Genomic DNA, 19,286 nt, shown 5'->3' on the forward strand with positions numbered 1-19,286 from the left:
CGGCTGTACGGTCAGGGCCGGATGATGTTGGACATCGCATCGGGGGAGGCGTCCCATGGACGAGATCCAGGCCGTGGTGCCGGGACAGCGCGGTACCGACGGGACGGCGGAAGGTGAGCGCGTCCCGCACGTAGCGGGCTTCGCGCGCCGCGCCGCCGTCGGCGGCACGGGGGTCTCCCCCAGCGACGCGGGCAAGGAGTTGCGCGACCGGGTGCCGCGCTCCTCGCACGCCCGGCCGGCCCTCGCGGCCGACCGGCCGGACGCCGTCCGGGCAGTCGAGGAGTCGAGCCGGGACCGGGTGCCCGAGCTCGCGCCGATACGGGTCGGCAGGATGGCGGCGAGCCCCTTCGCCTTCCTCCGCGGATCCGCCGGACTGATGGCCCAGGACCTTGTCACGACCCCCGTCACCGGGATATCCGCCCAACTGTGCGGCGACGCGCACGCCGCCAACTTCGGCCTCTACGGCGACGCCCGCGGCCGGCTCGTCATGGACCTCAACGACTTCGACGAGACGATCGTCGGCCCCTGGGAATGGGACCTCAAGCGGCTCGTCACCTCGCTCGTCCTCGCCGGACGCGAGGTCGGAGCCGGCGAGGACGTGTGCCGGAAGGCCGCGTTCGACACCGTCGGCGCCTACCGGCGCACCATGCGCCTCCTGGCCCGGCTCCCCGCCCACGACGCCTGGAACGCGATAGCCGACGAGGAACTCGTCTCGCACACCGACGCCCGCGATCTCCTCGGCACCCTGGAGAAGGTCTCGGGAAAAGCCCGGAAGAACACCAGCGCCCGGTTCGCCGCCCGGTCGACCGAGGCGGTGACCGACGCCGAGGGCGGCGGCCGCAGATTCGTGGACGCTCCCCCGGTGCTGCGCAGAGTCCCTGACAGCGAGGCGGCGGCCGTCGCCGCCTCCCTCGCCGCCTACCTGGAGACCGTGTCCGAGGACCGGCTGCCGCTCCTCGCGCGGTACGCCGTCCACGACGTGGCGTTCCGGGTCGTCGGCACCGGCAGTGTCGGCACCCGCTCCTATGTCGTGCTGCTGCTCGACCACCGGGGCGAGCCGCTGGTGCTCCAGGTGAAGGAGGCGAGGCCCTCGGCCCTGCTGCCGTACCTGCCGGCCGCGGGCTTCACCGTGCCGGACCCCGGCCACGAGGGACGGCGCGTGGTGCTCGGGCAGAAGCGCATGCAGGTGGTGAGCGACATCCTGCTCGGCTGGACGACGGTCGAAGGGCGCCCCTTCCAGGTGCGTCAGTTCCGCAACCGCAAGGGCAGCGTCGACCCCGCCGCGCTCACCGTAGACCAGGTCGACGACTACGGCCGGATGACCGGCGCGCTGCTGGCCAGGGCGCACGCCCACAGCGCCGACCCGCGTCTGATAGCCGGCTACTGCGGCAAGAACGAGGAACTGGACGAGGCCGTCGCGTCCTTCGCCGTCACGTACGCGGACCGCACCACCGCGGACCACGCCGACCTGCTCGCCGCCGTCCGGGCAGGGCGCATAGCGGCGGAACTGGGCGTCTGACCGACGCCCGCAACGGGGGAGGGAGGGGAGGGGGAGGGAGGGGGGGAGGCCCCCCCGAAGGACCGTAGGCTGGGTGGGACGAGCCGGAACGATGACGTGGGCAGGCGTGAACGTGAGCGTGGACCAGGGTGCGAACGACGGGCCCGAGGCCGAGCGGCCTGTGGACGAGGCGGCCGTGGGCGCTGAGGCCGGCGTGCCGGTCGCGGAGGCGTCGGCCGGGGACGAGCGGCCCGAGGCTCGGCTGGAGCGGGCCGTGCTCGTTGCCGAGCAGGCGTTGATCGAGTTCGAGATCGCTGTCGAGACCTTCCGGGTCGAGGTGGAGAACTTCTCGCGGCTGCACCATCAGAAGCTCGGTCCCATGTACGCGCGGCTCGACGAGCTCGACGCGCGGATCGCCGAGGCGCGGGCGGCGCGCACCGGGGACCCGGAGGATCTGCTGCGGGCCCAGGAGGCGCGGGCCGCGGTCATGCCCATGCCCGGGGTGGAGGAGCTGTTCCACGACTGGATCGACTCCGACGGCCTCTCCCCCGAGGCTGCGGCGATGCTCAACGAGCGGCCGGTGCAGGCGCCGAAGCGGGTCAGGCCCGGCGAGGAGGCTCGCAGGCTCTACCGCGAGCTGGCCCGCAAGGCCCACCCCGACCTGGCCCGTGAGGAGGCCGAGCGGCAGCGGCGCGAGGAGTTCATCACGCGTGTGAACGCCGCCTACGCCCGGGGCGACGAGGCCCAGCTGCGTGAGCTGTCCGCCGAGTGGGAGGCCGGGCCGGTGCCGGCCGAGGAGCGGCTCAGCGAGAACGAGGAGCTGTACGCGCGTCTGGAGTGGCTGGCGGAGCGCAAGGACATGCTGTCCGTGATGGCGCGCGAGCTGGAGGAGTCCGCGATCGGCGCGATGCTGCGGATGGCTCCGGACGACCCGGACCGGCTTCTGGAGGAGATCGCGGAGCAGCTGCTCGCGCAGGTCTCCGAGCGTGAGACCGAGCTTGCCGGGCTGGTGGAGTAGGTTTTTTCCGTGCGCTCGAACTTCGTCGGGCGGTTCTGACGAGAGAAGGCAAGTCCCATGAATTTCTCCCCGCTGCCCTCGGTGGACGCGGCTTCCGTGCCGGCCGATGCCCTGGTGCTGGACGTCCGGGAGGACAACGAATGGGAGGCCGGTCACGTCGAGGGTGCGCTGCACGTGCCGATGAGCGACTTCGTGGCGCGCTTCGGTGAGGTGACGGAGGCGGTGGCCGAGCGTGGCCGCGCCTATGTGATGTGCCGGGTGGGTGGCCGGTCGGCGCAGGTCACGCAGTATCTGGTGCAGCAGGGCTTCGACGCGGTGAACATCGACGGCGGGATGCTCGCCTGGGACGGTGCCGGGCGTCCGATGGTGACGGGGAGTGGGAGCCCGGCCTTCGTTCTCTGAGGTGGGTTGAACGAGCTGAGTGAGTTGAGCGGGCTGGGCTGAAGTCGGGCTTGGTCGCGTCAGCCGAGGGGATGGGTGGCCAGGAGGTCGCCCAGTGCCTCTTCGTGGGCTGCTGCGGGGCCGAGGGACAGTTCGATCTGCTTGGCCCAGGCGTGGTAGCGGTGCAGGGGGTAGTCGGTGTCGGCGCCGAAGCCTCCGTGGAGGTGCTGGGCGGTCTGCACCACGCGCCGTACGCCCTCGGAGGCCCAGATCTTCGCGACGGCGATGTCCCCGGCGGCGGGGAGCGCCCCGTCGGCGCCGGTGGAGACGCGCCAGGCGGCCTGCCAGAGAGTGGCTTCCATGGCGCGCAGGTCGATGTAGCGGTCGGCGGCCTGGACGGCGACGGCCTGGAACGTGGCCACGGGGTGGCCGAACTGTTCGCGTTTGCCGGTGTACTGGCTCGTCATGGCGAGGACGGCCTCGCCGAGTCCGAGGGCGAGTGCGCAGGTGCCGGTGGTGAGGAGTTCCCGCAGTCGGTCCCAGGCGCCTTCGGTGTCGATGACGTCGGTGCTGTCGAGGCGTACGGCGTCGAGGCGGATCTCGGCGAGGAGTTCGCCGCTGGTGGAGTACTGCTCGGCGAGAGAGACGCCTTCGTGGGCCCGGGGGATCAGGGCGAGGACGGTGTGGCCGTCGGGGGTGTGCGCGGGGACGGCGACGAGGTTGGCGCCGTGGGCCCAGGGGACGGCGCTCTGGAGTCCGTCGAGGACCCAGCTGGTGTCGTCGCGGCGGGCGGTGACGGTGCGCTCGGCCGGGTCGTGGCCGGTGCGTCCGTGGGAGGCGGCGGTGAGGACGAGTTCGCCGCGGCAGACACGGGGGAGGAGCGCGGCGGCTGTTGAGGGGTCCGCGTACCGGTCGACGGTCATCGCGACGGCGCTTGTCTCGAGCAGGGGTACGCGGGCGAGGACGCGGGCGGATTCGCGCAGCACGAGGCAGAGGGCGACGGGGTCGAGTCCGGCGCCGCCGTGCTCGGGTGACAGGGTGAGGCCGAGCAGGTCGGCGGCGGCGAGGCGGGACCAGAGCGGTCGGTCGAGGTCCTCGGAGACGGCGCCCGCGGTGAGGGCCGGGCTCGGTACCGCGTCGGGTGCCACGCTCGCGAAGACCGCCTTGGCCGCCTCGACGGCCGCCTGCTGTTCCTCGGTGAAGGTGAAGTCCACTGTCCTGCCTTCCCGTTGCTGCTCCTGCGCTCTCTGCCCTGACGAGCCGTCAAGATAGAACAGGTTCTAGCGGAAGGGAATGGCGGTGCCGGGACTCGTCAGCGGTCGAAGTCCAACTCCACGTCCGGGGTGACGGGATGGGACTGGCAGGCCAGGACGTATCCGGCTTCGGTCTCCTCGGGCTCCAGCGCGAAGTTGCGGTCCATCCGGACCTCTCCGTCGACGAGGAAGGCGCGGCAGGTGCCGCACACTCCGCCCTTGCAGGCGTACGGGGCGTCCGCGCGGGCGCGGAGCACCGTGTCGAGGAGCGACTCGCCCCGGTCCACCGGCCAGGTGCCGGAGCGGCCGTGCAGGGTGGCGGTCAGGGTCGCGTGGGCCGGGGTGTCGGCTGTGGCGACCGGTGCGGGTGCCGAGCCGTCGTCGACGTGGAAGATCTCCTGGTGGATTCTTCCGCGGTCCACTCCGAGGCCGCGCAGCGCCTGCTCGGCGCCCTGGACGAGTCCGAAGGGGCCGCAGAGGAACCAGCCGTCGATCGTGTCGACCGGCAGCAGCGCGGGCAGCAGTGCGGCCAGCCGCTCGCGGTCGAGGCGGCCGGAGGGTAGTCCCGCCTGCTGTTCCTCGCGGGAGAGCACGGTGACCAGCTGGAAGCGGTCCGGGTAGCGGTCCTTGAGGTCGGCCACTTCGTCGAGGAACATCGTGGAGGCGGCGGTGCGGTCGCTCCGGATCAGGCAGAACCCGGCCTCGGGCTCCCGGGCGAGCAGGGTGGCCGCCATGGAGAGGACCGGGGTGATGCCGCTGCCGCCGACGACGGCGGCGAAGTGGCCGGGGCGCGGCGCGAGCGCGAAGCGGCCCATGGGTTCCATGACCTCGACGAGGTCGCCGACGGTCAGCTCCTTGAGCGCGAACGTGGAGAACGCGCCGCCGTCGACGAGCCGGATGCCCACGCGCAGGACGGGGGGCTCGCCCGCGGGGGCGGCGGGGGCGCAGATCGAGTACGTACGCCGGATCTCCTCGCCCTGCTCGCCCGTGCGTCGCAGGGCGAGGTGCTGGCCGGGGAGGTGCCGGTACGTCTCGTGGAGCTCGGGCGGTACCGCGAAGGTGACGGCCACGGAGTCGTCCGTGAGCCGCTCGACCTCGCTCACGCGGAGCGGATGGAACCCGGCCCGGCCGGCGGCGGAGGGCAGCATCTACAACTCCTTGAAGTGGTCGAACGGTTCGCGGCAGGCGGTGCAGCGGCGCAGGGCCTTGCACGCGGTGGAGGAGAAGCGGCTGAGGAGTTCGGTGTCGGTGGAGCCGCAGTGGGGGCAGCGGATCGCCAGGGTCAGGGGCACGGGGCCGCCGTCCGGGCCCTGGGGGCGCGGCGGGGCGATGCCGAACTCGGCGAGCTTGCGGCGCCCTTCCTCGCTGATGTCGTCGGTGGACCAGGCGGGGGCGAGGACCGTGACGACGGAGACGTCCGGCACTCCGTGCTGGTGGAGGGCGCGCTGGATGTCCTCGGACATCGCCTCGATCGCGGGGCAGCCCGTGTACGTCGGGGTGAGGGAGACCTCGACCCGGCCGGGGCCGGTGACGTGGACGCCCCGCATGACGCCGAGCTCCTCCAGGGTGAGGACGGGCAGCTCCGGGTCGGGAACGGCGCCGGCGATCCGGCTGAGCTCCTCCTCCAGGGCCGTCATGGTCACCATGTCGCGCCCGGGTGGCTGCGGTGCAGGTGCTGCATCTCGGCGATCATCCGGCCGAAGGACTCGGTGTGCAGGCCCTGTCGGCCGGCGCCCGCGGCCCAGGCGCCGGTGCGCGGTCCGGCGGGCACGGTGAGTGTGGCCCGGTCGAGGACGGCCGTGACGGAGTCGAGCCAGGCGCTCTCCATGGCCGTGTGGTCGACGTCGAGCCCGTCGACGGGCTGGAACAGCTCGCCGGTGTGGCGCCAGAGGGCGTCGCAGGCGCGCTGCATCCGGTCGTGACTCTCGGGGGTGCCGTCGCCGAGGCGCAGGGTCCAGTGCTCGGCGTGGTCCTGGTGGTAGGCGACCTCCTTGACAGCCTTGGCCGCCAGGCCGGCGAAGGGGCCGTCGCCGGTCGCCAGCTGTCCGTACAGGAGCCGCTGGTAGGTGGAGAAGTACAGCTGCCGGGCGATGGTGTGGGCGAAGTCGCCGTTGGGCTGTTCGACCAGCTGCACGTTCCGGAAGGAGCGCTCCTCGCGGAGGTAGGCCAGTTCGTCCTCGTCGCCGACGAGGGAGAGCAGGACGCGGGCCTGGCCGAGCAGGTCGAGCGCGATGTTCGCCAGGGCGACCTCCTCCTCCAGGACGGGGGCGGAGCCGGCCCACTCCCCCAGGCGGTGGGAGAGGACGAGGGCGTCGTCGCCGAGGGCGAGGGCGGCGGCGGTGGGCACCGCGGTCGTGGTGGCCTCGCGGGTGTCGGGGGTGCTCACAGGTGCTTCACCCCCTCCGGGATCTCGTAGAACGTCGGGTGGCGGTAGGGCTTGTCCGCGGCCGGTTCGAAGAAGGGGTCCTTCTCGTCGGGCGAGGAGGCCGTGATCGCCGCGGAGGGCATGACCCAGATCGAGACGCCTTCGCTCCTGCGGGTGTACAGGTCGCGGGCGTTGCGCAGGGCCATCTCCGCGTCGGGTGCGTGGAGACTTCCCGCGTGGGTGTGGGACAGTCCGCGGCGGGAGCGCACGAACACCTCCCACAGCGGCCAACCGTCGCTCGTCATGCCTGTGCCTCCCCGTGCTTGCCGGTGTGCTTCTCCGCGTAGGCCGCGGCTGCTTCTCTGACCCAGGCGCCGTCCTCGTGGGCCTGGCGCCGCTTGCTCAGCCGCTGGCCGTTGCAGGGGCCGTTGCCCTTGAGGACGTCCCAGAACTCGGTCCAGTCGATGGCCCCGAAGTCGTGGTGCCCGCGCTCCTCGTTCCACCGGAGGTCGGGGTCGGGGAGGGTGAGGCCGAGCGCCTCGGCCTGCGGGACGGCGATGTCGACGAAGCGCTGGCGCAGTTCGTCGTTGGAGTGGCGCTTGATCTTCCAGGCCATCGCCTGGGCGGTGTGGGTCGACTCGTCGTCGGGCGGGCCGAACATCATCAGTGAGGGCCACCACCAGCGGTCGACCGCGTCCTGCGCCATGGCGTGCTGGGCCTCGGTGCCCTGGGAGAGGGCGAGCAGCGCCTCGAACCCCTGGCGCTGGTGGAAGGACTCCTCCTTGCAGACCCGGACCATCGCGCGGGCGTACGGCCCGTACGAGCAGCGGCAGATCGGGACCTGGTTGGTGATCGCGGCCCCGTCCACCAGCCAGCCGATCGCGCCGACGTCGGCCCAGGTCAGCGTGGGGTAGTTGAAGATCGAGGAGTACTTCTGGCGGCCGGAGTGGAGCTTGTCGAGGAGCTCGTCGCGGCTGGTGCCGAGGGTCTCCGCGGCGCTGTACAGGTACAGGCCGTGGCCGGCCTCGTCCTGGACCTTGGCCATGAGGATCGCCTTTCGGCGCAGCGAGGGCGCGCGGGTGATCCAGTTCGCCTCGGGCTGCATGCCGATGATCTCGGAGTGGGCGTGCTGCGCGATCTGCCGGACGAGCGAGGCGCGGTAGGCCTCGGGCATCCAGTCGCGCGGCTCGATCCGCTCGTCGGCGGCCACGGCGGCGTCGAACACGGCTTCGTAGGCGGCCTGTGTCGCCGCTACGGCCGCGTCCGACGCGGCCGGTGCGCCCGTGGTCCCTGCCGTCCCTGCCGTCACTGCGGTCATCAGACCCCCTACCGACCGATCGTTCGGTTGAATGACTTCAATGGTGAGTCGGCGGCCCGTATGGTGTCAACCCTGTGGATAACCGAGGTGGGCCGATCGGGATCGGGGCGGGATGGACGCGGACGTCGAACGGGACATCGGCGCGGACGTCGGGACGGACGTCGAGACGCAGGGTGAAGCGGTCGCGGACGGGGTGACGAGCGGTCCGCCCGCGGGGTCCGCCGGCGGCGGGATCATGGCCCTGTCACTGCCCTACCAGGTCGTCGCCGCCGTGGCGCTCGCCGTGGCCGGGGTCTTCGTCTGTGTGCATGTGGCGATGGTGTTCCTGCACGTCGCGCCGTCGAACACGCTCACCAAGCGGCACGGCCAGGCCGTCGACGACTGGGTCTATCCCGAGTTCGAACAGAACTGGAAGCTCTTCGCACCCAACCCGCTCCAGCAGAACGTCGCCGTCGAGGTCCGCGCCGAGATCGCCACCGCCGGCGACGGCCGCCGCACCACCGGCTGGATCGACCTCACCGCCCAGGACGCCGCGGCGATCCGCCACAACCCGATGCCCAGCCACACACAGCAGAACGAGCTCCGCAGGGCCGTGGACTTCTACCTGAGCTCGCACTCCGACGAAGGCAGCCCCAACGGAATGCGCGGCCACCTCTCGGAGGAGTACATGCGCCGGATCGCGATGCTCCGCCTCGACGGCCTTCCCTCGCTCGAAGGGGCCGACGTGCGGCGCGTCCAGCTCCGCGCGGTCACCCGGCCCCTCCCGGCGCCCCGGTGGAGCACCGAGAAGAACGACGAGACCCCCTCCTACCGCGACTTCCCCTGGTGGAAGGTGACCGACGCCGACCGGCCGGGCGACGACGCCCGGAGCCGCGAGGACGCCGCCGCCCCGAGCCGTACGGAGGCGGGCCGATGAGCAGCCCCACCGCTCCGCGCGCGCGGACGCGCGAGCCCTTCGACCGGCGGATCGCCCGCGCCGTCCAGACCGTCACCGGCCGCGCGCTCGGCCCGCACCAGACCGCGATCATCCGGATCGGCTTCTCGCTGACCTGGCTCGTCTTCCTGCTGCGTGAGCTGCCCTACCGGCACGAGATGTACGGTCCCGACGGCCCCTGGTCCTGGGAGATGGCGCGCCGGCTGATCGCCGACAACCGCGCCTTCACCGTGCTGATGTGGTCGGACGGCCGGATCTGGTTCGAGGTCGTCTACGCGCTCGCGGTGCTCTCCGCCGCCCTGCTCCTCCTCGGCTGGCACACCAGGGCCGTGTCGGTGGTCTTCATGGCCGGGGTCCTCTCGCTGCAGAATCGCTCCGTCTTCCTGGGCGACGGCGGCGACAACGTCCTCCACATCGCCGCGATCTACCTCGTGCTGACCCGCTGCGGGCAGGTGTGGTCCCTCGACGCCAGGAGGGCCGCCCGTGGGGCCCGCGGGTCCCGTGAGGACGTCGTCGGGCCGCTGCTGTGGATCGTGCTCGGTGGCTTCCTGCTCGCCACCACCTGGTTCGGCGATGTCACCGGCGAGTGGTGGCTGCCGGTGCTGCTGTGGGTGCTGTGGCTGGGGCACGGTCTGTGGTGGCTGGTGTGCCGGTTCGCTCCAGGGGAGCCGCGCACCCTGCTCGACGTCCTCGCCAACCTCACGCACAACGCCGCCCTCGTCGTGATCATGGCCGAGGTCTGTCTGATCTACGCCACGGCCGGCTGGTACAAGATCCAGGGCTCGCGCTGGCAGGACGGCACGGCGCTGTACTACCCGCTCCACCTGGACTACTTCTCGCCCTGGCCCGCGCTCTCCGAGCTCCTGGGCTCCAGCGGGGTCATGGTGCTGCTGCTGACCTACGGCACGGTGATCGTGCAGGTCGCCTTCCCCTTCACGCTCTTCCACCGCAAGGTCAAGAACGTCCTGCTGGTCGCGATGATGCTGGAGCACGCCGGGATCGCCCTGCTCCTCGGGCTGCCGGTCTTCTCCCTCGCGATGATCTCCGCCGACGCGGTGTTCCTGCCGACGGCCTTCCTGGTGGCCCTCGGCGCACGGACGGCGCGGGGCAGGGACCGGCTCCTTCGCCGGAGGTCCGCCGGAGCGCTGCCCGAACAGCGCCGTACGGGTGAGGAGCACGACCCCCGTACCCTCGTCGGGTGAGCACCACCGAAGAGAAGCCCGGAGCCGAGACGGCGGAAGCGGCAGAGGCGGCGGCCGAGCCGGTTCAGTACGACGAGGGGTTCGGCCCGGAGATCGGCGTCGGGCCACACGCGGAGCCGTGGCCGGACGACGAGCGGTACGACCCCGAGCTGCTCGCCGGCGGCGACCGGCGCAATGTCGTGGACCGCTACCGGTACTGGACGCGGGAGGCGGTCGTCGCCGATCTCGACACCCGGCGTCATGACTTCCATGTGGCGGTGGAGAACTGGGGCCACGACTTCAACATCGGCTCGGTCGTGCGGACCGCCAACGCCTTCCTCGCGAAGGAGATCCACATCGTGGGCCGGCGGCGCTGGAACCGGCGGGGCGCCATGGTCACCGACCGCTACCAGCACGTCCGCCACCACCCGGACACCGAGTCGCTGACGGCGTGGGCGGCGGCCGAGGGCCTGCCGATTATCGGGATCGACAACCTTCCGGGCGCGGTGCCGCTGGAGCGGACCGTGCTGCCGCGCCGCTGTGTGCTGCTCTTCGGCCAGGAGGGCCCGGGGCTCACGGACGAGGCGCGCGCGCACGTGGAGATGGTCTGCTCGATCGCCCAGTTCGGCTCGACCCGGTCGATCAACGCCGGGGCGGCCGCCGCGATCGCCATGCACGCGTGGGTGCAGCGGTACGCGGAGATCGACTCCCCCGCCTGATACTCGCGCTGGACCTTCCTGCCTGACGTACCGCGGAGGCCCGGAGGCCCCCGCGGTACCGGTGGAACCGGTGGTCAGGCCTGGCGGCGGACCTCCACCACCCGGAAGCGGTTGGAGACGAAGGCGCCGTCGCACAGCGCCGCGTTCGCCGCGGGGTTGCCGCCGGAGCCGTGGAAGTCGGAGAACGCCGCCGTCTGGTTGACGTACACCCCGCCCGTGAGGTTCAGCGACAGCTGCGCCGACTCCTCCAGGCAGACCTCCTCGACCGCGCGCTCGGTCTCGGCCGAGGTCGTGTACGCGCCGACCGTCATCGCGCCCTTCTCGCGGACCGTGCGCCGCAGCAGCTCCAGGGCGTCGGCGGTGGAGTCCACCGAGACGGCGAAGGAGACCGGGCCGAAGCACTCGGAGAAGTACGCGGCCTGGGCGTCCGGCTTGGAACCGTCCAGCTTCACGATGACCGGGGTACGGACCACGGCGTCCGGGAAGTCGGGGTTGACGACCTCGCGGGAGGCGAGCGCCACCTCGCCGAGGCCGGCGGCGGCCTCCAGACGCGCCTTCACGTCCGGATTGACCAGCGCGCCGAGCAGGCCGTTCGCCCGGGCGTCGTCGCCCAGCAGACCGCCGACCGCCGCCGCGAGGTCGGCGACGACCTCGTCGTACGACTTGGGGCCCTGGTCGGTGGTGATGCCGTCGCGGGGGATCAGCAGGTTCTGCGGGGTCGTGCACATCTGGCCGCTGTACAGCGACAGCGAGAACGCCAGGTTGGCCAGCATGCCCTTGTAGTCGTCGGTCGAGTCGACCACGACCGTGTTGACCCCGGCCTTCTCCGTGTAGACCTGCGCCTGGCGGGCGTTGGCCTCCAGCCAGTCGCCGAACTCGGTCGAGCCGGTGTAGTCGATGATCCGGACCTCGGGGCGCACGGCCAGGGTCTTCGCGATGCCCTCGCCCGGGCGCTCGACGGCGAGCGCGACCAGGTTCGGGTCGAAGCCGGACTCCGCGAGCACCTCGCGGGCCACGGAGACGGTGAGCGCGAGCGGCAGGACGGCGCGCGGGTGCGGCTTGACCAGGACCGGGTTTCCGGTGGCCAGCGAGGCGAACAGGCCCGGGTAGCCGTTCCACGTGGGGAAGGTGTTGCAGCCGATCATCAGGGCGATGCCGCGGCCGACCGGGGTGAACTCCTTGGACAGCTCCAGCGGGTCCCGCTTGCCCTGGGGCTTGGACCAGTCGGCCCGCCCCGCGGGGGTGCGGGTCTGCTCCTCGTACGCGTACGCCACGGCCTCGAGGCCGCGGTCCTGGGCGTGCGGGCCGCCGGCCTGGAACGCCATCATGAACGCCTGTCCGCTGGTGTGCATGACGGCGTGGGCGAACTCGTGCGTGCGGGCCGAGATCCGGGACAGGATCTCCAGGCAGACGAGGGCGCGGGTCTCCGGCCCGGCGTCGCGCCACGCGGCCGTGCCCGCGCGCATCGCGGGGAGCAGGACGTCGATGTCGGCGTGCGGGTACTCGATGCCGAGCTCCGGGCCGTACGGCGAGACCTCGCCGCCGGTCCAGCCGTCCGTGCCGGGCTGGTCGAGCTCGAAGCGGGTGTTCAGCACGGCCTTGTGGGCGGCGAGGCCGGCGGCCGCGTCGAGCGAGCCGTCCTCCCCGTACGCCTTCGGGTGCTCGGGATGCGGCGACCAGTAGGCGCGCGTGCGGATCGTGGCGAGTGCCTGATCGAGCGTGGACCGGTGCTTCTCGGCCAGACGGTCGGTGGTCGGCAGAGCGGTGGCCATGGATGGACCAACTCCTCGTCGAGCTGGGCAGGGAGACACGTACGGAGTTAGAGTAACCGAACGATCGGTCGGGACAAGGGGGTCCGTCGATCCTGTGGAAAACCCATCGGGGAGGATCACTCCTATGAGCGCCAACGTGACCGTCAGGGGGAGCGACGACGTGACCGCCAGTGAGCCCACCGACCTCGCACAGGACCGCACCACCGCCTTCGGGCAGGACCGGACCGTGGCCGTCGTCGGCACCGGCACCATGGGCCAGGGGATCGCCCAGGTCGCGCTGGTCGCCGGCCATCCCGTGCGGCTCTACGACAGCGCACCGGGCCGGGCGGGGGAGGCCGTGGCCGCCCTCGCCGCCCGCCTGGACCGGCTCGTCGAGAAGGGCCGCCTGACCGCCGACGCGCGCGAGGCGGCTGTCGGACGACTGCACGCGGCGGAGGACCTCGCGGAGCTCGCCGACGCGGCGCTCGTCGTCGAGGCGATCGTCGAGCACCTCCCCGTCAAGCAGCAGCTCTTCGCCGACCTGGAGAAGGTCGTCGGCGACGACACCGTCCTCGCCACGAACACCTCCTCCCTCTCCGTCACCGCGATCGCGGGAGGGCTGCGCCTGCCCGGCCGGTTCGTCGGACTCCACTTCTTCAACCCGGCGCCGCTGCTCCCGCTCGTCGAGGTCGTCAGCGGCTTCGCCACCGACGCGGACGTCGCCACGCGCGCGTACGAGACGGTGAAGGCCTGGGGCAAGACGCCGGTGCGCTGCGCGGACACCCCCGGATTCATCGTGAACCGGGTCGCGCGCCCCTTCTACGCGGAGGCGCTGCGGGTCTACGAGGAGGGCGCGGCCGACCCCGCGACCATCGACGCCGCCCTGCGCGAGTGCGGCGGCTTCCGCATGGGGCCCTTCGAGCTCACGGACCTCATCGGCCAGGACGTGAACGAGGCCGTCACCCGCTCCGTCTGGGAGTCCTTCTACCAGGACCCGAAGTTCACGCCCTCGCTCGCGCAGCGGCGGCTCGTCGAGTCCGGGCGGCTCGGCCGCAAGTCGGGGCAGGGCTGGTTCTCGTACGAGGAGGGCGCGGAGCGGCCCGAGCCGCACAACGCGCCGCCCGCCGAGGCGCCGGCGAAGATCGTCGTCCGCGGCGACCTGGGACCCGCCGAGCCGCTCGTGGGCCTCTTCGAGGAGGCGGGCGTCAAGGTGCGGCGCAAGAAGGGCACCGGGTGCATCGAGCTCCCGGGGGGCGGTCGGTTGGGCCTCGCGGACGGCGAGACGGCCTTCGAGTACAGCGACGAGGAGATCGTCTACTTCGATCTCGCGCTCGACTACGCGCGCGCGAGCCGGATCGTGCTCTCCGTCAGGGAAGGGGGCGATCCCGAGGCCCTCGCGGAGGCCGTGGGCCTCTTCCAGGCGCTCGGCAAGCAGGTGTCCGTGATCGGCGACGTGCCCGGCATGATCGTGGCCCGTACGGTCGCGATGCTGGCCGATCTGGCGGCCGACGCGGTCGACCGGGGCGTCGCCACCGCCGAGGACGTCGACACGGCGATGCGGCTCGGGGTGAACTATCCGGCCGGGCCGCTGGAGTGGGCCGGGAAAATGGGCTACCAGCGGGCCTGTGCGCTGCTCAGGGAGCTGGACGAGCGCTACCCGGCGGGGCGGTACGCGCCGAGCCTCGCCCTCATGCGCCGCGGCTACGCCGAGGAAGGGGAGGACTCCTGATGACGACGGCGAAGCGCGACACGTACACGCCGGAGACGCTGCTCTCGGTCGCCGTGCGGGTCTTCAACGACCGCGGCTACGACGGCACGTCCATGGAGCACCTGTCCAAGGCCGCGGGGATCTCCAAGTCGTCGATCTACCACCACGTGTCCGGCAAGGAGGAGCTGCTGCGGCGCGCGGTCAGCCGGGCGCTCGACGGGCTCTTCGCGGTGCTCGACGAGCCGGGGGCGGTACGCGGCCGGGCCGTCGAGCGGGTCGAGTACGTCACGCGTCGCACCGTGGAGGTGCTGATCGCGGAGCTGCCGTACGTGACGCTGCTGCTGCGGGTGCGGGGCAACACCGCGACCGAGCGGTGGGCGATGGAGCGGCGGCGCGAGTTCGACCACCGGGTGGCCGATCTGCTGAAGGCCGCGGCGGCCGAGGGCGACCTGCGGGCGGACGTGGACATACGGCTGGCGACCCGGCTCCTCTTCGGCATGATCAATTCGCTGGTGGAGTGGTACCGGCCGCATCCGGACGCGGTGGGCGAGCGGGAGCAGCTCGCCGAGACCGTCGCGCACCTCGCGTTCGACGGGCTGAAGACGGCCCGCTGAGGCTTCGTACCAGCGGTGTGCCGTTCGGTGTGCCGCCAGTGTGTCGACGGCCCGCAGACGGCTTCTGGACGGCCCCCTCGGGGGCCGTCCCGCTGTTTCGGGCGGTTCTCGCGCGGTCAGAGCCGGTGGTCGGTGTTGAGGTCCGTCTCCTCGAAGACCAGCAGGGTGCGGGTCGACAGCACCTCGGGGATCGACTGGAGCCGGGTGAGCACCAGCTCGCGCAGGGTCCGGTTGTCCGGGGTGTGCACGAGCAGCAGGACGTCGAAGTCGCCGCTGACCAGCGCGATGTGCGTGGCACCCGGCAGGGCCCTGAGCTGCTCGCGGACCGTCCGCCAGGAGTTCTGGACGATCTTGAGTGTGATGTAGGCGGAGGCGCCGTGCCCCGCCCGCTCGTGGTTGACGCGGGCGCTGAAGCCACGGATCACCCCGTCGTCGATGAGCCGGTTGATCCGCGCGTAGGCGTTGGCCCGGGAGACGTGTACCCGCTCGGCCACGGACCGTACCGAGGCGCGGCCGTCCGTCTGCAGCAACCTCAGGATGTCGCGGTCGATCGCGTCCAGCGGGCGTGCCGGCAGGACGCCCGTCGGCACGCCGATCGGCGCGCTCAGGGCCTCGCCGGGCACCTCGCTGTCGGCTCCGCCGAGCGGTCCGCCGAGTGTCTCTCCCAGCGCCCCGCCCGTGGCATCGGCCGTGGCGTCGGCCGGAGCCCCGCTCCGGTCGACGGCCATTTGTTCATCCGCCATGTCCCCCCGCCTCTCTCCGGTGGACGACCTGCTCCTATCCCAGGCTGTGGAGAACCGTTTGTCCACAGGCTGGAGGTGCCTGTAGCCAAAATGCCTCCACGACCGAACAATCGGTAGGTGAGGCGCACCACACTCGCGCCACCCGCCTTCGGGTCTTATGCCCGCTCCCACGAGGAGGTGGACTCGTTGCAACAGCGCAGTTCGACAGTCCAAGAGCCGCCCGGTGTCGCTCCCGCCCACCGGCCCGCCCCGCCGGCCTGGCAGCCGCGTACCGACCCCGCCCCGCTGCTGCCCGACACCGAGCCGCTGCGCGTGCTCGGCACGGACGCCGTGGCCGACGCCGACCCCGCGCTACTGCTCCGGCTGTACGCGGAGCTGATCCGCGGCCGCCGGTACAACACGCAGGCCACCGCTCTCACCAAGCAGGGCCGGCTCGCCGTGTACCCGTCGACCACCGGCCAGGAGGCGTGCGAGATCGCCGCCGCCCTCGCCCTAGAGGAGCGGGACTGGCTGTTCCCCTCGTACCGCGACACCCTCGCGGCGGTCGCCCGTGGCCTCGACCCGGTGCAGGCCCTGACGCTGCTGCGCGGCGACTGGCACACCGGGTACGACCCGCGTGAGTACCGCGTCGCGCCGCTCTGCACCCCGCTGGCCACGCAGCTCCCGCACGCCGTGGGCCTTGCCCACGCCGCCCGCCTCAAGGGCGACGACGTGGTCGCGCTCGCCATGGTCGGCGACGGCGGCACCAGCGAGGGCGACTTCCACGAGGCGCTGAACTTCGCGGCCGTCTGGCAGGCCCCCGTGGTCTTCTTCGTGCAGAACAACGGCTTCGCGATCTCCGTGCCGCTGGCCAAGCAGACCGCCGCCCCGTCCCTCGCCCACAAGGCCGTCGGGTACGGGATGCCGGGCCGGCTCGTCGACGGCAACGACGCGATCGCCGTCCACCAGGTGCTGACCGAGGCCGTGGCACGCGCGCGGCGCGGCGGCGGCCCGACCCTGGTCGAGGCCGTCACCTACCGGATCGACGCCCACACCAACGCCGACGACGCCACCCGCTACCGCGCGGCCGGCGAGGTCGAGAACTGGCGGGCGCACGACCCGATCGTGATCCTCGAACGGGAACTGACGGAGCGCGGTCTGCTCGACGAGGACACCAGGCGCGCTGCGGCCGAGGCCGCCGAGACGATGGCGGCGGACCTGCGCGAGCGGATGAACGCCGACCCGGTGCTCGACCCGATGGAGCTCTTCTCCCACGTGTACGCCGAGCAGACGACGCAGCTGCGCGAACAGGCGGCGCAGCTGCGCGCCGAGCTCGAAGCCGAGGGTGAGGCGTGATGACGACCGCGACGACCGGCCCCGCGGCGGCCAAGGCCGCCGGGAACGCCGGGAAGCCCAAGCCCGCGACGATGGCGCAGGCGCTCCAGCGCGCCATGCGCGACGCGATGGCCGAGGACCCGACCGTCCACGTGATGGGCGAGGACGTCGGCACGCTCGGCGGCGTCTTCCGGGTCACCGACGGGCTCGCCAAGGAGTTCGGCGAGGACCGCTGCACCGATACCCCGCTGGCCGAGGCGGGCATCCTCGGCGCGGCCGTCGGCATGGCCATGTACGGCCTGCGGCCGGTCGTGGAGATGCAGTTCGACGCCTTCGCCTACCCGGCGTTCGAGCAGCTGCTCTCGCACGTGGCGAAGATGCGCAACCGCACCCGCGGCGCGATGCCGATGCCGATCGTCATCCGCGTCCCGTACGGCGGCGGGATCGGTGGGGTCGAGCACCACAGCGACTCCTCCGAGGCCTACTACATGGCCACCCCGGGGCTCCACGTCGTCACCCCGGCGAGCGTGGAGGACGCCTACGGGCTGCTGCGCGCGGCCATCGCCTCCGACGACCCGGTGGTCTTCCTGGAGCCCAAGCGGCTCTACTGGTCCAAGTCCGACTGGTCCCCCGAGGCGCCCGCGCCCGTCGAGCCGATCGGCAAGGCGGTCGTACGGCGGCGGGGCACCGGCGCCACCCTGATCACCTACGGCCCGTCGGTCCCGGTCTGCATGGAGGCCGCCGAGGCCGCCCAGGCCGAGGGCTGGGACCTGGAGGTCGTCGACCTGCGCTCGCTCGTGCCGTTCGACGACGAGACCGTCTGCGCCTCGGTACGGCGCACCGGCCGCGCGGTCGTGGTTCACGAGTCGACCGGCTTCGCCGGCCCCGGCGCGGAGATCGCCGCCCGCGTCATGGAGCGCTGCTTCCACCACCTTGAGGCGCCGGTGCTGCGGGTCGCGGGCTTCGACATCCCGTACCCGCCGCCGATGCTGGAGCGGCACCATCTGCCCGGCGTGGACCGGGTCCTGGACGCGGTGGCGCGACTGCAGTGGGAGGCGCAGAGCTGATGGCCCAGGTGCTCGAATTCAAGCTGCCCGACCTCGGTGAGGGACTCACCGAGGCGGAGATCGTCCGCTGGCTCGTCGCCGTCGGCGACGTCGTCGCCATCGACCAGCCGGTCGTCGAGGTCGAGACGGCCAAGGCCATGGTCGAGGTGCCCTGCCCGTACGGCGGCGTCGTCACCGCCCGGTACGGCGAGGAGGGTACCGAACTGCCGGTCGGCGCACCGCTCCTGACGGTCGCCGTGGGCGGTACGGGTGCGCCGGAGGAGCTCGCGGAGGCGGCTCCCGGAGCGGCCCCCACGGCGGGTGCGTCCGCCGCCGAGTCCGCCGTCTCCTCGGAGTATTCGGGCAACGTGCTCGTCGGCTACGGCACGGCGGGCCCCGCCGCCCGGCGCCGCCGCGTCCTGCGCGACAACCCGGCCGTGGCCCAGGCCCCGGCTCCGGCACGTGCTCCGGTCGTGGCTCCGGCCCCGGTCGTGGCTCCGGTCGTGGGGCGGGCTCCGGAGCCCGTCGGCGCGCCCTTGGGCGGGCACGACGGGCCGGTGCCGGTCATCTCGCCGCTCGTGCGGAAGCTGGCCAGGGACCGGGGACTCGACCTTCGGGAGGTACGCGGATCGGGGCCCGAGGGCCTGATCCTGCGGGCTGACGTGGAGCTGGCCCTCGCGGCCCTGGAGCGGCCGGTGGCCGCCCCTGCGCCCGCCGCGAGCCCCGCGGTGACCCCTGGCGCCGTGGCCGGCGAGCGGATTCCGCTGCGCGGGATCCGTGGCGCGGTGGCGGACAAGCTCTCCCGCAGCCGTACGGAGATCCCGGACGCGACCTGCTGGGTCGACGCCGACGCGACCGAGCTGATGGCGGCCCGGCGGGCGATGAACGCGGCGGGCGGGCCGAAGATCTCGCTCCTCGCGCTCCTCGCCCGGATCTGCGCCCACGCCCTGGCGCGGTTCCCCGAGCTCAACTCCACGGTGGACACGGCCGCCCGGGAGATCGTCCGGCTGCCGGCCGTGCACCTCGGCTTCGCGGCCCAGACCCCGCGCGGTCTGGTCGTCCCGGTGGTCAGGGACGCGGGGACGCGGACGGCCGAGTCGCTCACGGAGGAGTTCGCCCGGCTCACGGAGGCCGCCCGACAGGGCACGCTCACGCCGGCCGATCTGACGGGTGGCACGTTCACCCTGAACAACTACGGGGTGTTCGGCGTCGACGGCTCCACGCCGATCATCAACCACCCCGAGGCCGCGATGCTCGGCGTCGGCCGGATCATCCCCAAGCCCTGGGTCCACCAGGGCGAACTGGCCGTCCGTCAGGTGGTGCAGCTCTCGCTCACCTTCGACCACCGCGTCTGCGACGGCGGCACGGCGGGCGGCTTCCTGCGGTACGTGGCGGACTGCGTCGAGCAGCCCGCGGTCCTGCTCCGCACGCTCTGACGACCGG

The 19,286-nt window shown here is 72.5% G+C and carries 19 protein-coding genes; 11 read left to right on the forward strand and 8 right to left on the reverse strand.

Annotation, left to right across the window (positions count from 1 at the left end; all coding sequences use genetic code 11):
• Positions 1-55 precede the first annotated feature (55 nt).
• The 3 genes from ACWFR1_RS08825 to ACWFR1_RS08835 all read left to right on the forward strand — a co-directional run bounded on the left by ACWFR1_RS08825 (position 56) and on the right by ACWFR1_RS08835 (position 2,918).
• Positions 56-1,519 (forward strand): DUF2252 domain-containing protein, encoded by a 1,464-nt coding sequence (locus tag ACWFR1_RS08825; protein ID WP_453548133.1) that lies wholly within the window; start codon positions 56-58, stop codon positions 1,517-1,519.
• A gap of 91 nt (positions 1,520-1,610) precedes the next feature.
• Positions 1,611-2,516 (forward strand): hypothetical protein, encoded by a 906-nt coding sequence (locus ACWFR1_RS08830; protein ID WP_453548135.1) that lies wholly within the window; start codon positions 1,611-1,613, stop codon positions 2,514-2,516.
• A 57-nt stretch (positions 2,517-2,573) separates the two neighbouring features.
• Positions 2,574-2,918, forward strand: coding sequence for a rhodanese-like domain-containing protein (locus tag ACWFR1_RS08835; protein ID WP_150268321.1), 345 nt, complete (start codon positions 2,574-2,576; stop codon positions 2,916-2,918).
• Between the two features lie 59 nt (positions 2,919-2,977).
• On the opposite strand, the gene ACWFR1_RS08840 is transcribed toward ACWFR1_RS08835, so the two are convergent.
• From ACWFR1_RS08840 to paaA, 6 genes are all read right to left on the reverse strand, one after another.
• Positions 2,978-4,111, reverse strand: coding sequence for an acyl-CoA dehydrogenase family protein (locus ACWFR1_RS08840; protein ID WP_453548137.1), 1,134 nt, complete (start codon positions 4,109-4,111; stop codon positions 2,978-2,980).
• A gap of 98 nt (positions 4,112-4,209) precedes the next feature.
• Positions 4,210-5,298: a 2Fe-2S iron-sulfur cluster-binding protein gene (locus ACWFR1_RS08845; RefSeq protein WP_453548140.1), complete on the reverse strand. Its 1,089-nt coding sequence runs from the start codon at positions 5,296-5,298 to the stop codon at positions 4,210-4,212.
• The gene (gene paaD, locus ACWFR1_RS08850) at positions 5,299-5,796 is read right to left on the reverse strand and encodes a 1,2-phenylacetyl-CoA epoxidase subunit PaaD (RefSeq protein ID WP_453548143.1); all 498 of its coding nucleotides are present in this window, start codon (positions 5,794-5,796) and stop codon (positions 5,299-5,301) included.
• Complete coding sequence (paaC, locus tag ACWFR1_RS08855) at positions 5,790-6,536, reverse strand: 1,2-phenylacetyl-CoA epoxidase subunit PaaC (RefSeq protein WP_453548145.1); 747 nt, start codon at positions 6,534-6,536, stop codon at positions 5,790-5,792. Before paaC ends, paaD begins: the two co-directional genes overlap by 7 nt.
• A complete protein-coding gene (gene paaB / locus ACWFR1_RS08860) occupies positions 6,533-6,820 on the reverse strand; it encodes a 1,2-phenylacetyl-CoA epoxidase subunit PaaB (RefSeq protein WP_453548147.1) in 288 nt (95 codons plus the stop codon). Before paaB ends, paaC begins: the two co-directional genes overlap by 4 nt.
• Complete coding sequence (gene paaA, locus ACWFR1_RS08865) at positions 6,817-7,833, reverse strand: 1,2-phenylacetyl-CoA epoxidase subunit PaaA (RefSeq protein ID WP_453548150.1); 1,017 nt, start codon at positions 7,831-7,833, stop codon at positions 6,817-6,819. The genes paaB and paaA overlap by 4 nt, the downstream gene beginning before the upstream one ends.
• Before the next feature lie 112 nt (positions 7,834-7,945).
• Between paaA and ACWFR1_RS08870 the strand changes: the two genes are divergently transcribed.
• Genes ACWFR1_RS08870 through ACWFR1_RS08880 form a run of 3 tightly spaced genes read left to right on the forward strand, consistent with a single transcriptional unit; the run spans position 7,946 to position 10,667 of the window.
• Positions 7,946-8,749 (forward strand): DUF5819 family protein, encoded by an 804-nt coding sequence (locus tag ACWFR1_RS08870; RefSeq protein ID WP_453548153.1) that lies wholly within the window; start codon positions 7,946-7,948, stop codon positions 8,747-8,749.
• Positions 8,746-9,969, forward strand: a complete 1,224-nt coding sequence (locus tag ACWFR1_RS08875) for an HTTM domain-containing protein (RefSeq protein WP_453548156.1) — start codon at positions 8,746-8,748, stop codon at positions 9,967-9,969. The genes ACWFR1_RS08870 and ACWFR1_RS08875 overlap by 4 nt, the downstream gene beginning before the upstream one ends.
• On the forward strand, positions 9,966-10,667 hold the full coding sequence (locus ACWFR1_RS08880) for a TrmH family RNA methyltransferase (protein ID WP_453548158.1): 702 nt from the start codon (positions 9,966-9,968) through the stop codon (positions 10,665-10,667). Before ACWFR1_RS08875 ends, ACWFR1_RS08880 begins: the two co-directional genes overlap by 4 nt.
• Before the next feature lie 74 nt (positions 10,668-10,741).
• Here the strand turns inward: ACWFR1_RS08880 and paaN are convergent, their stop codons facing one another.
• Positions 10,742-12,439, reverse strand: coding sequence for a phenylacetic acid degradation protein PaaN (paaN, locus tag ACWFR1_RS08885; protein WP_453548161.1), 1,698 nt, complete (start codon positions 12,437-12,439; stop codon positions 10,742-10,744).
• A 124-nt stretch (positions 12,440-12,563) separates the two neighbouring features.
• Between paaN and ACWFR1_RS08890 the strand changes: the two genes are divergently transcribed.
• The gene (locus tag ACWFR1_RS08890; RefSeq protein ID WP_453548163.1) at positions 12,564-14,147 is read left to right on the forward strand and encodes a 3-hydroxyacyl-CoA dehydrogenase; all 1,584 of its coding nucleotides are present in this window, start codon (positions 12,564-12,566) and stop codon (positions 14,145-14,147) included.
• Positions 14,147-14,740 (forward strand): TetR/AcrR family transcriptional regulator, encoded by a 594-nt coding sequence (locus ACWFR1_RS08895; protein WP_453548166.1) that lies wholly within the window; start codon positions 14,147-14,149, stop codon positions 14,738-14,740. The genes ACWFR1_RS08890 and ACWFR1_RS08895 overlap by 1 nt, the downstream gene beginning before the upstream one ends.
• 116 nt (positions 14,741-14,856) lie before the next feature.
• Here ACWFR1_RS08895 and ACWFR1_RS08900 read toward each other — a convergent pair whose 3' ends face one another.
• Positions 14,857-15,483 (reverse strand): Lrp/AsnC family transcriptional regulator, encoded by a 627-nt coding sequence (locus ACWFR1_RS08900; protein ID WP_453548169.1) that lies wholly within the window; start codon positions 15,481-15,483, stop codon positions 14,857-14,859.
• Between the two features lie 177 nt (positions 15,484-15,660).
• On the opposite strand from ACWFR1_RS08900, the gene pdhA reads away from it, so the two are divergent.
• From pdhA to ACWFR1_RS08915, 3 genes are read left to right on the forward strand one after another with little or no spacing between them, the layout of a single operon-like run.
• A complete protein-coding gene (pdhA, locus tag ACWFR1_RS08905; protein WP_453548221.1) occupies positions 15,661-16,818 on the forward strand; it encodes a pyruvate dehydrogenase (acetyl-transferring) E1 component subunit alpha in 1,158 nt (385 codons plus the stop codon).
• Positions 16,818-17,864 carry an alpha-ketoacid dehydrogenase subunit beta gene (locus ACWFR1_RS08910; RefSeq protein WP_453548171.1) on the forward strand — a complete coding sequence of 349 codons (1,047 nt, stop codon included), beginning with the start codon at positions 16,818-16,820 and terminating at the stop codon, positions 17,862-17,864. Before pdhA ends, ACWFR1_RS08910 begins: the two co-directional genes overlap by 1 nt.
• A complete protein-coding gene (locus ACWFR1_RS08915) occupies positions 17,864-19,279 on the forward strand; it encodes a dihydrolipoamide acetyltransferase family protein (RefSeq protein WP_453548174.1) in 1,416 nt (471 codons plus the stop codon). The genes ACWFR1_RS08910 and ACWFR1_RS08915 overlap by 1 nt, the downstream gene beginning before the upstream one ends.
• Positions 19,280-19,286: the final 7 nt, after the last annotated feature.

This window comes from Streptomyces sp. NPDC055103, assembly GCF_053607625.1.

What these genes read in the sequence shown, in the direction of transcription:
- paaN (WP_453548161.1), bottom strand. Translation starts at nt 12,439, where the DNA reads ATGGCCACCGCTCTGCCGACCACCGACCGTCTGGCCGAGAAGCACCGG.
- ACWFR1_RS08890 (WP_453548163.1), top strand. Translation starts at nt 12,564, where the DNA reads ATGAGCGCCAACGTGACCGTCAGGGGGAGCGACGACGTGACCGCCAGT.
- ACWFR1_RS08900 (WP_453548169.1), bottom strand. Translation starts at nt 15,483, where the DNA reads ATGGCGGATGAACAAATGGCCGTCGACCGGAGCGGGGCTCCGGCCGAC.
- ACWFR1_RS08870 (WP_453548153.1), top strand. Translation starts at nt 7,946, where the DNA reads ATGGACGCGGACGTCGAACGGGACATCGGCGCGGACGTCGGGACGGAC.
- ACWFR1_RS08825 (WP_453548133.1), top strand. Translation starts at nt 56, where the DNA reads ATGGACGAGATCCAGGCCGTGGTGCCGGGACAGCGCGGTACCGACGGG.
- ACWFR1_RS08835 (WP_150268321.1), top strand. Translation starts at nt 2,574, where the DNA reads ATGAATTTCTCCCCGCTGCCCTCGGTGGACGCGGCTTCCGTGCCGGCC.
- ACWFR1_RS08875 (WP_453548156.1), top strand. Translation starts at nt 8,746, where the DNA reads ATGAGCAGCCCCACCGCTCCGCGCGCGCGGACGCGCGAGCCCTTCGAC.
- ACWFR1_RS08910 (WP_453548171.1), top strand. Translation starts at nt 16,818, where the DNA reads ATGACGACCGCGACGACCGGCCCCGCGGCGGCCAAGGCCGCCGGGAAC.
- paaB (WP_453548147.1), bottom strand. Translation starts at nt 6,820, where the DNA reads ATGACGAGCGACGGTTGGCCGCTGTGGGAGGTGTTCGTGCGCTCCCGC.
- paaD (WP_453548143.1), bottom strand. Translation starts at nt 5,796, where the DNA reads ATGGTGACCATGACGGCCCTGGAGGAGGAGCTCAGCCGGATCGCCGGC.
- ACWFR1_RS08915 (WP_453548174.1), top strand. Translation starts at nt 17,864, where the DNA reads ATGGCCCAGGTGCTCGAATTCAAGCTGCCCGACCTCGGTGAGGGACTC.
- ACWFR1_RS08830 (WP_453548135.1), top strand. Translation starts at nt 1,611, where the DNA reads ATGACGTGGGCAGGCGTGAACGTGAGCGTGGACCAGGGTGCGAACGAC.
- ACWFR1_RS08845 (WP_453548140.1), bottom strand. Translation starts at nt 5,298, where the DNA reads ATGCTGCCCTCCGCCGCCGGCCGGGCCGGGTTCCATCCGCTCCGCGTG.
- ACWFR1_RS08895 (WP_453548166.1), top strand. Translation starts at nt 14,147, where the DNA reads ATGACGACGGCGAAGCGCGACACGTACACGCCGGAGACGCTGCTCTCG.
- paaA (WP_453548150.1), bottom strand. Translation starts at nt 7,833, where the DNA reads ATGACCGCAGTGACGGCAGGGACGGCAGGGACCACGGGCGCACCGGCC.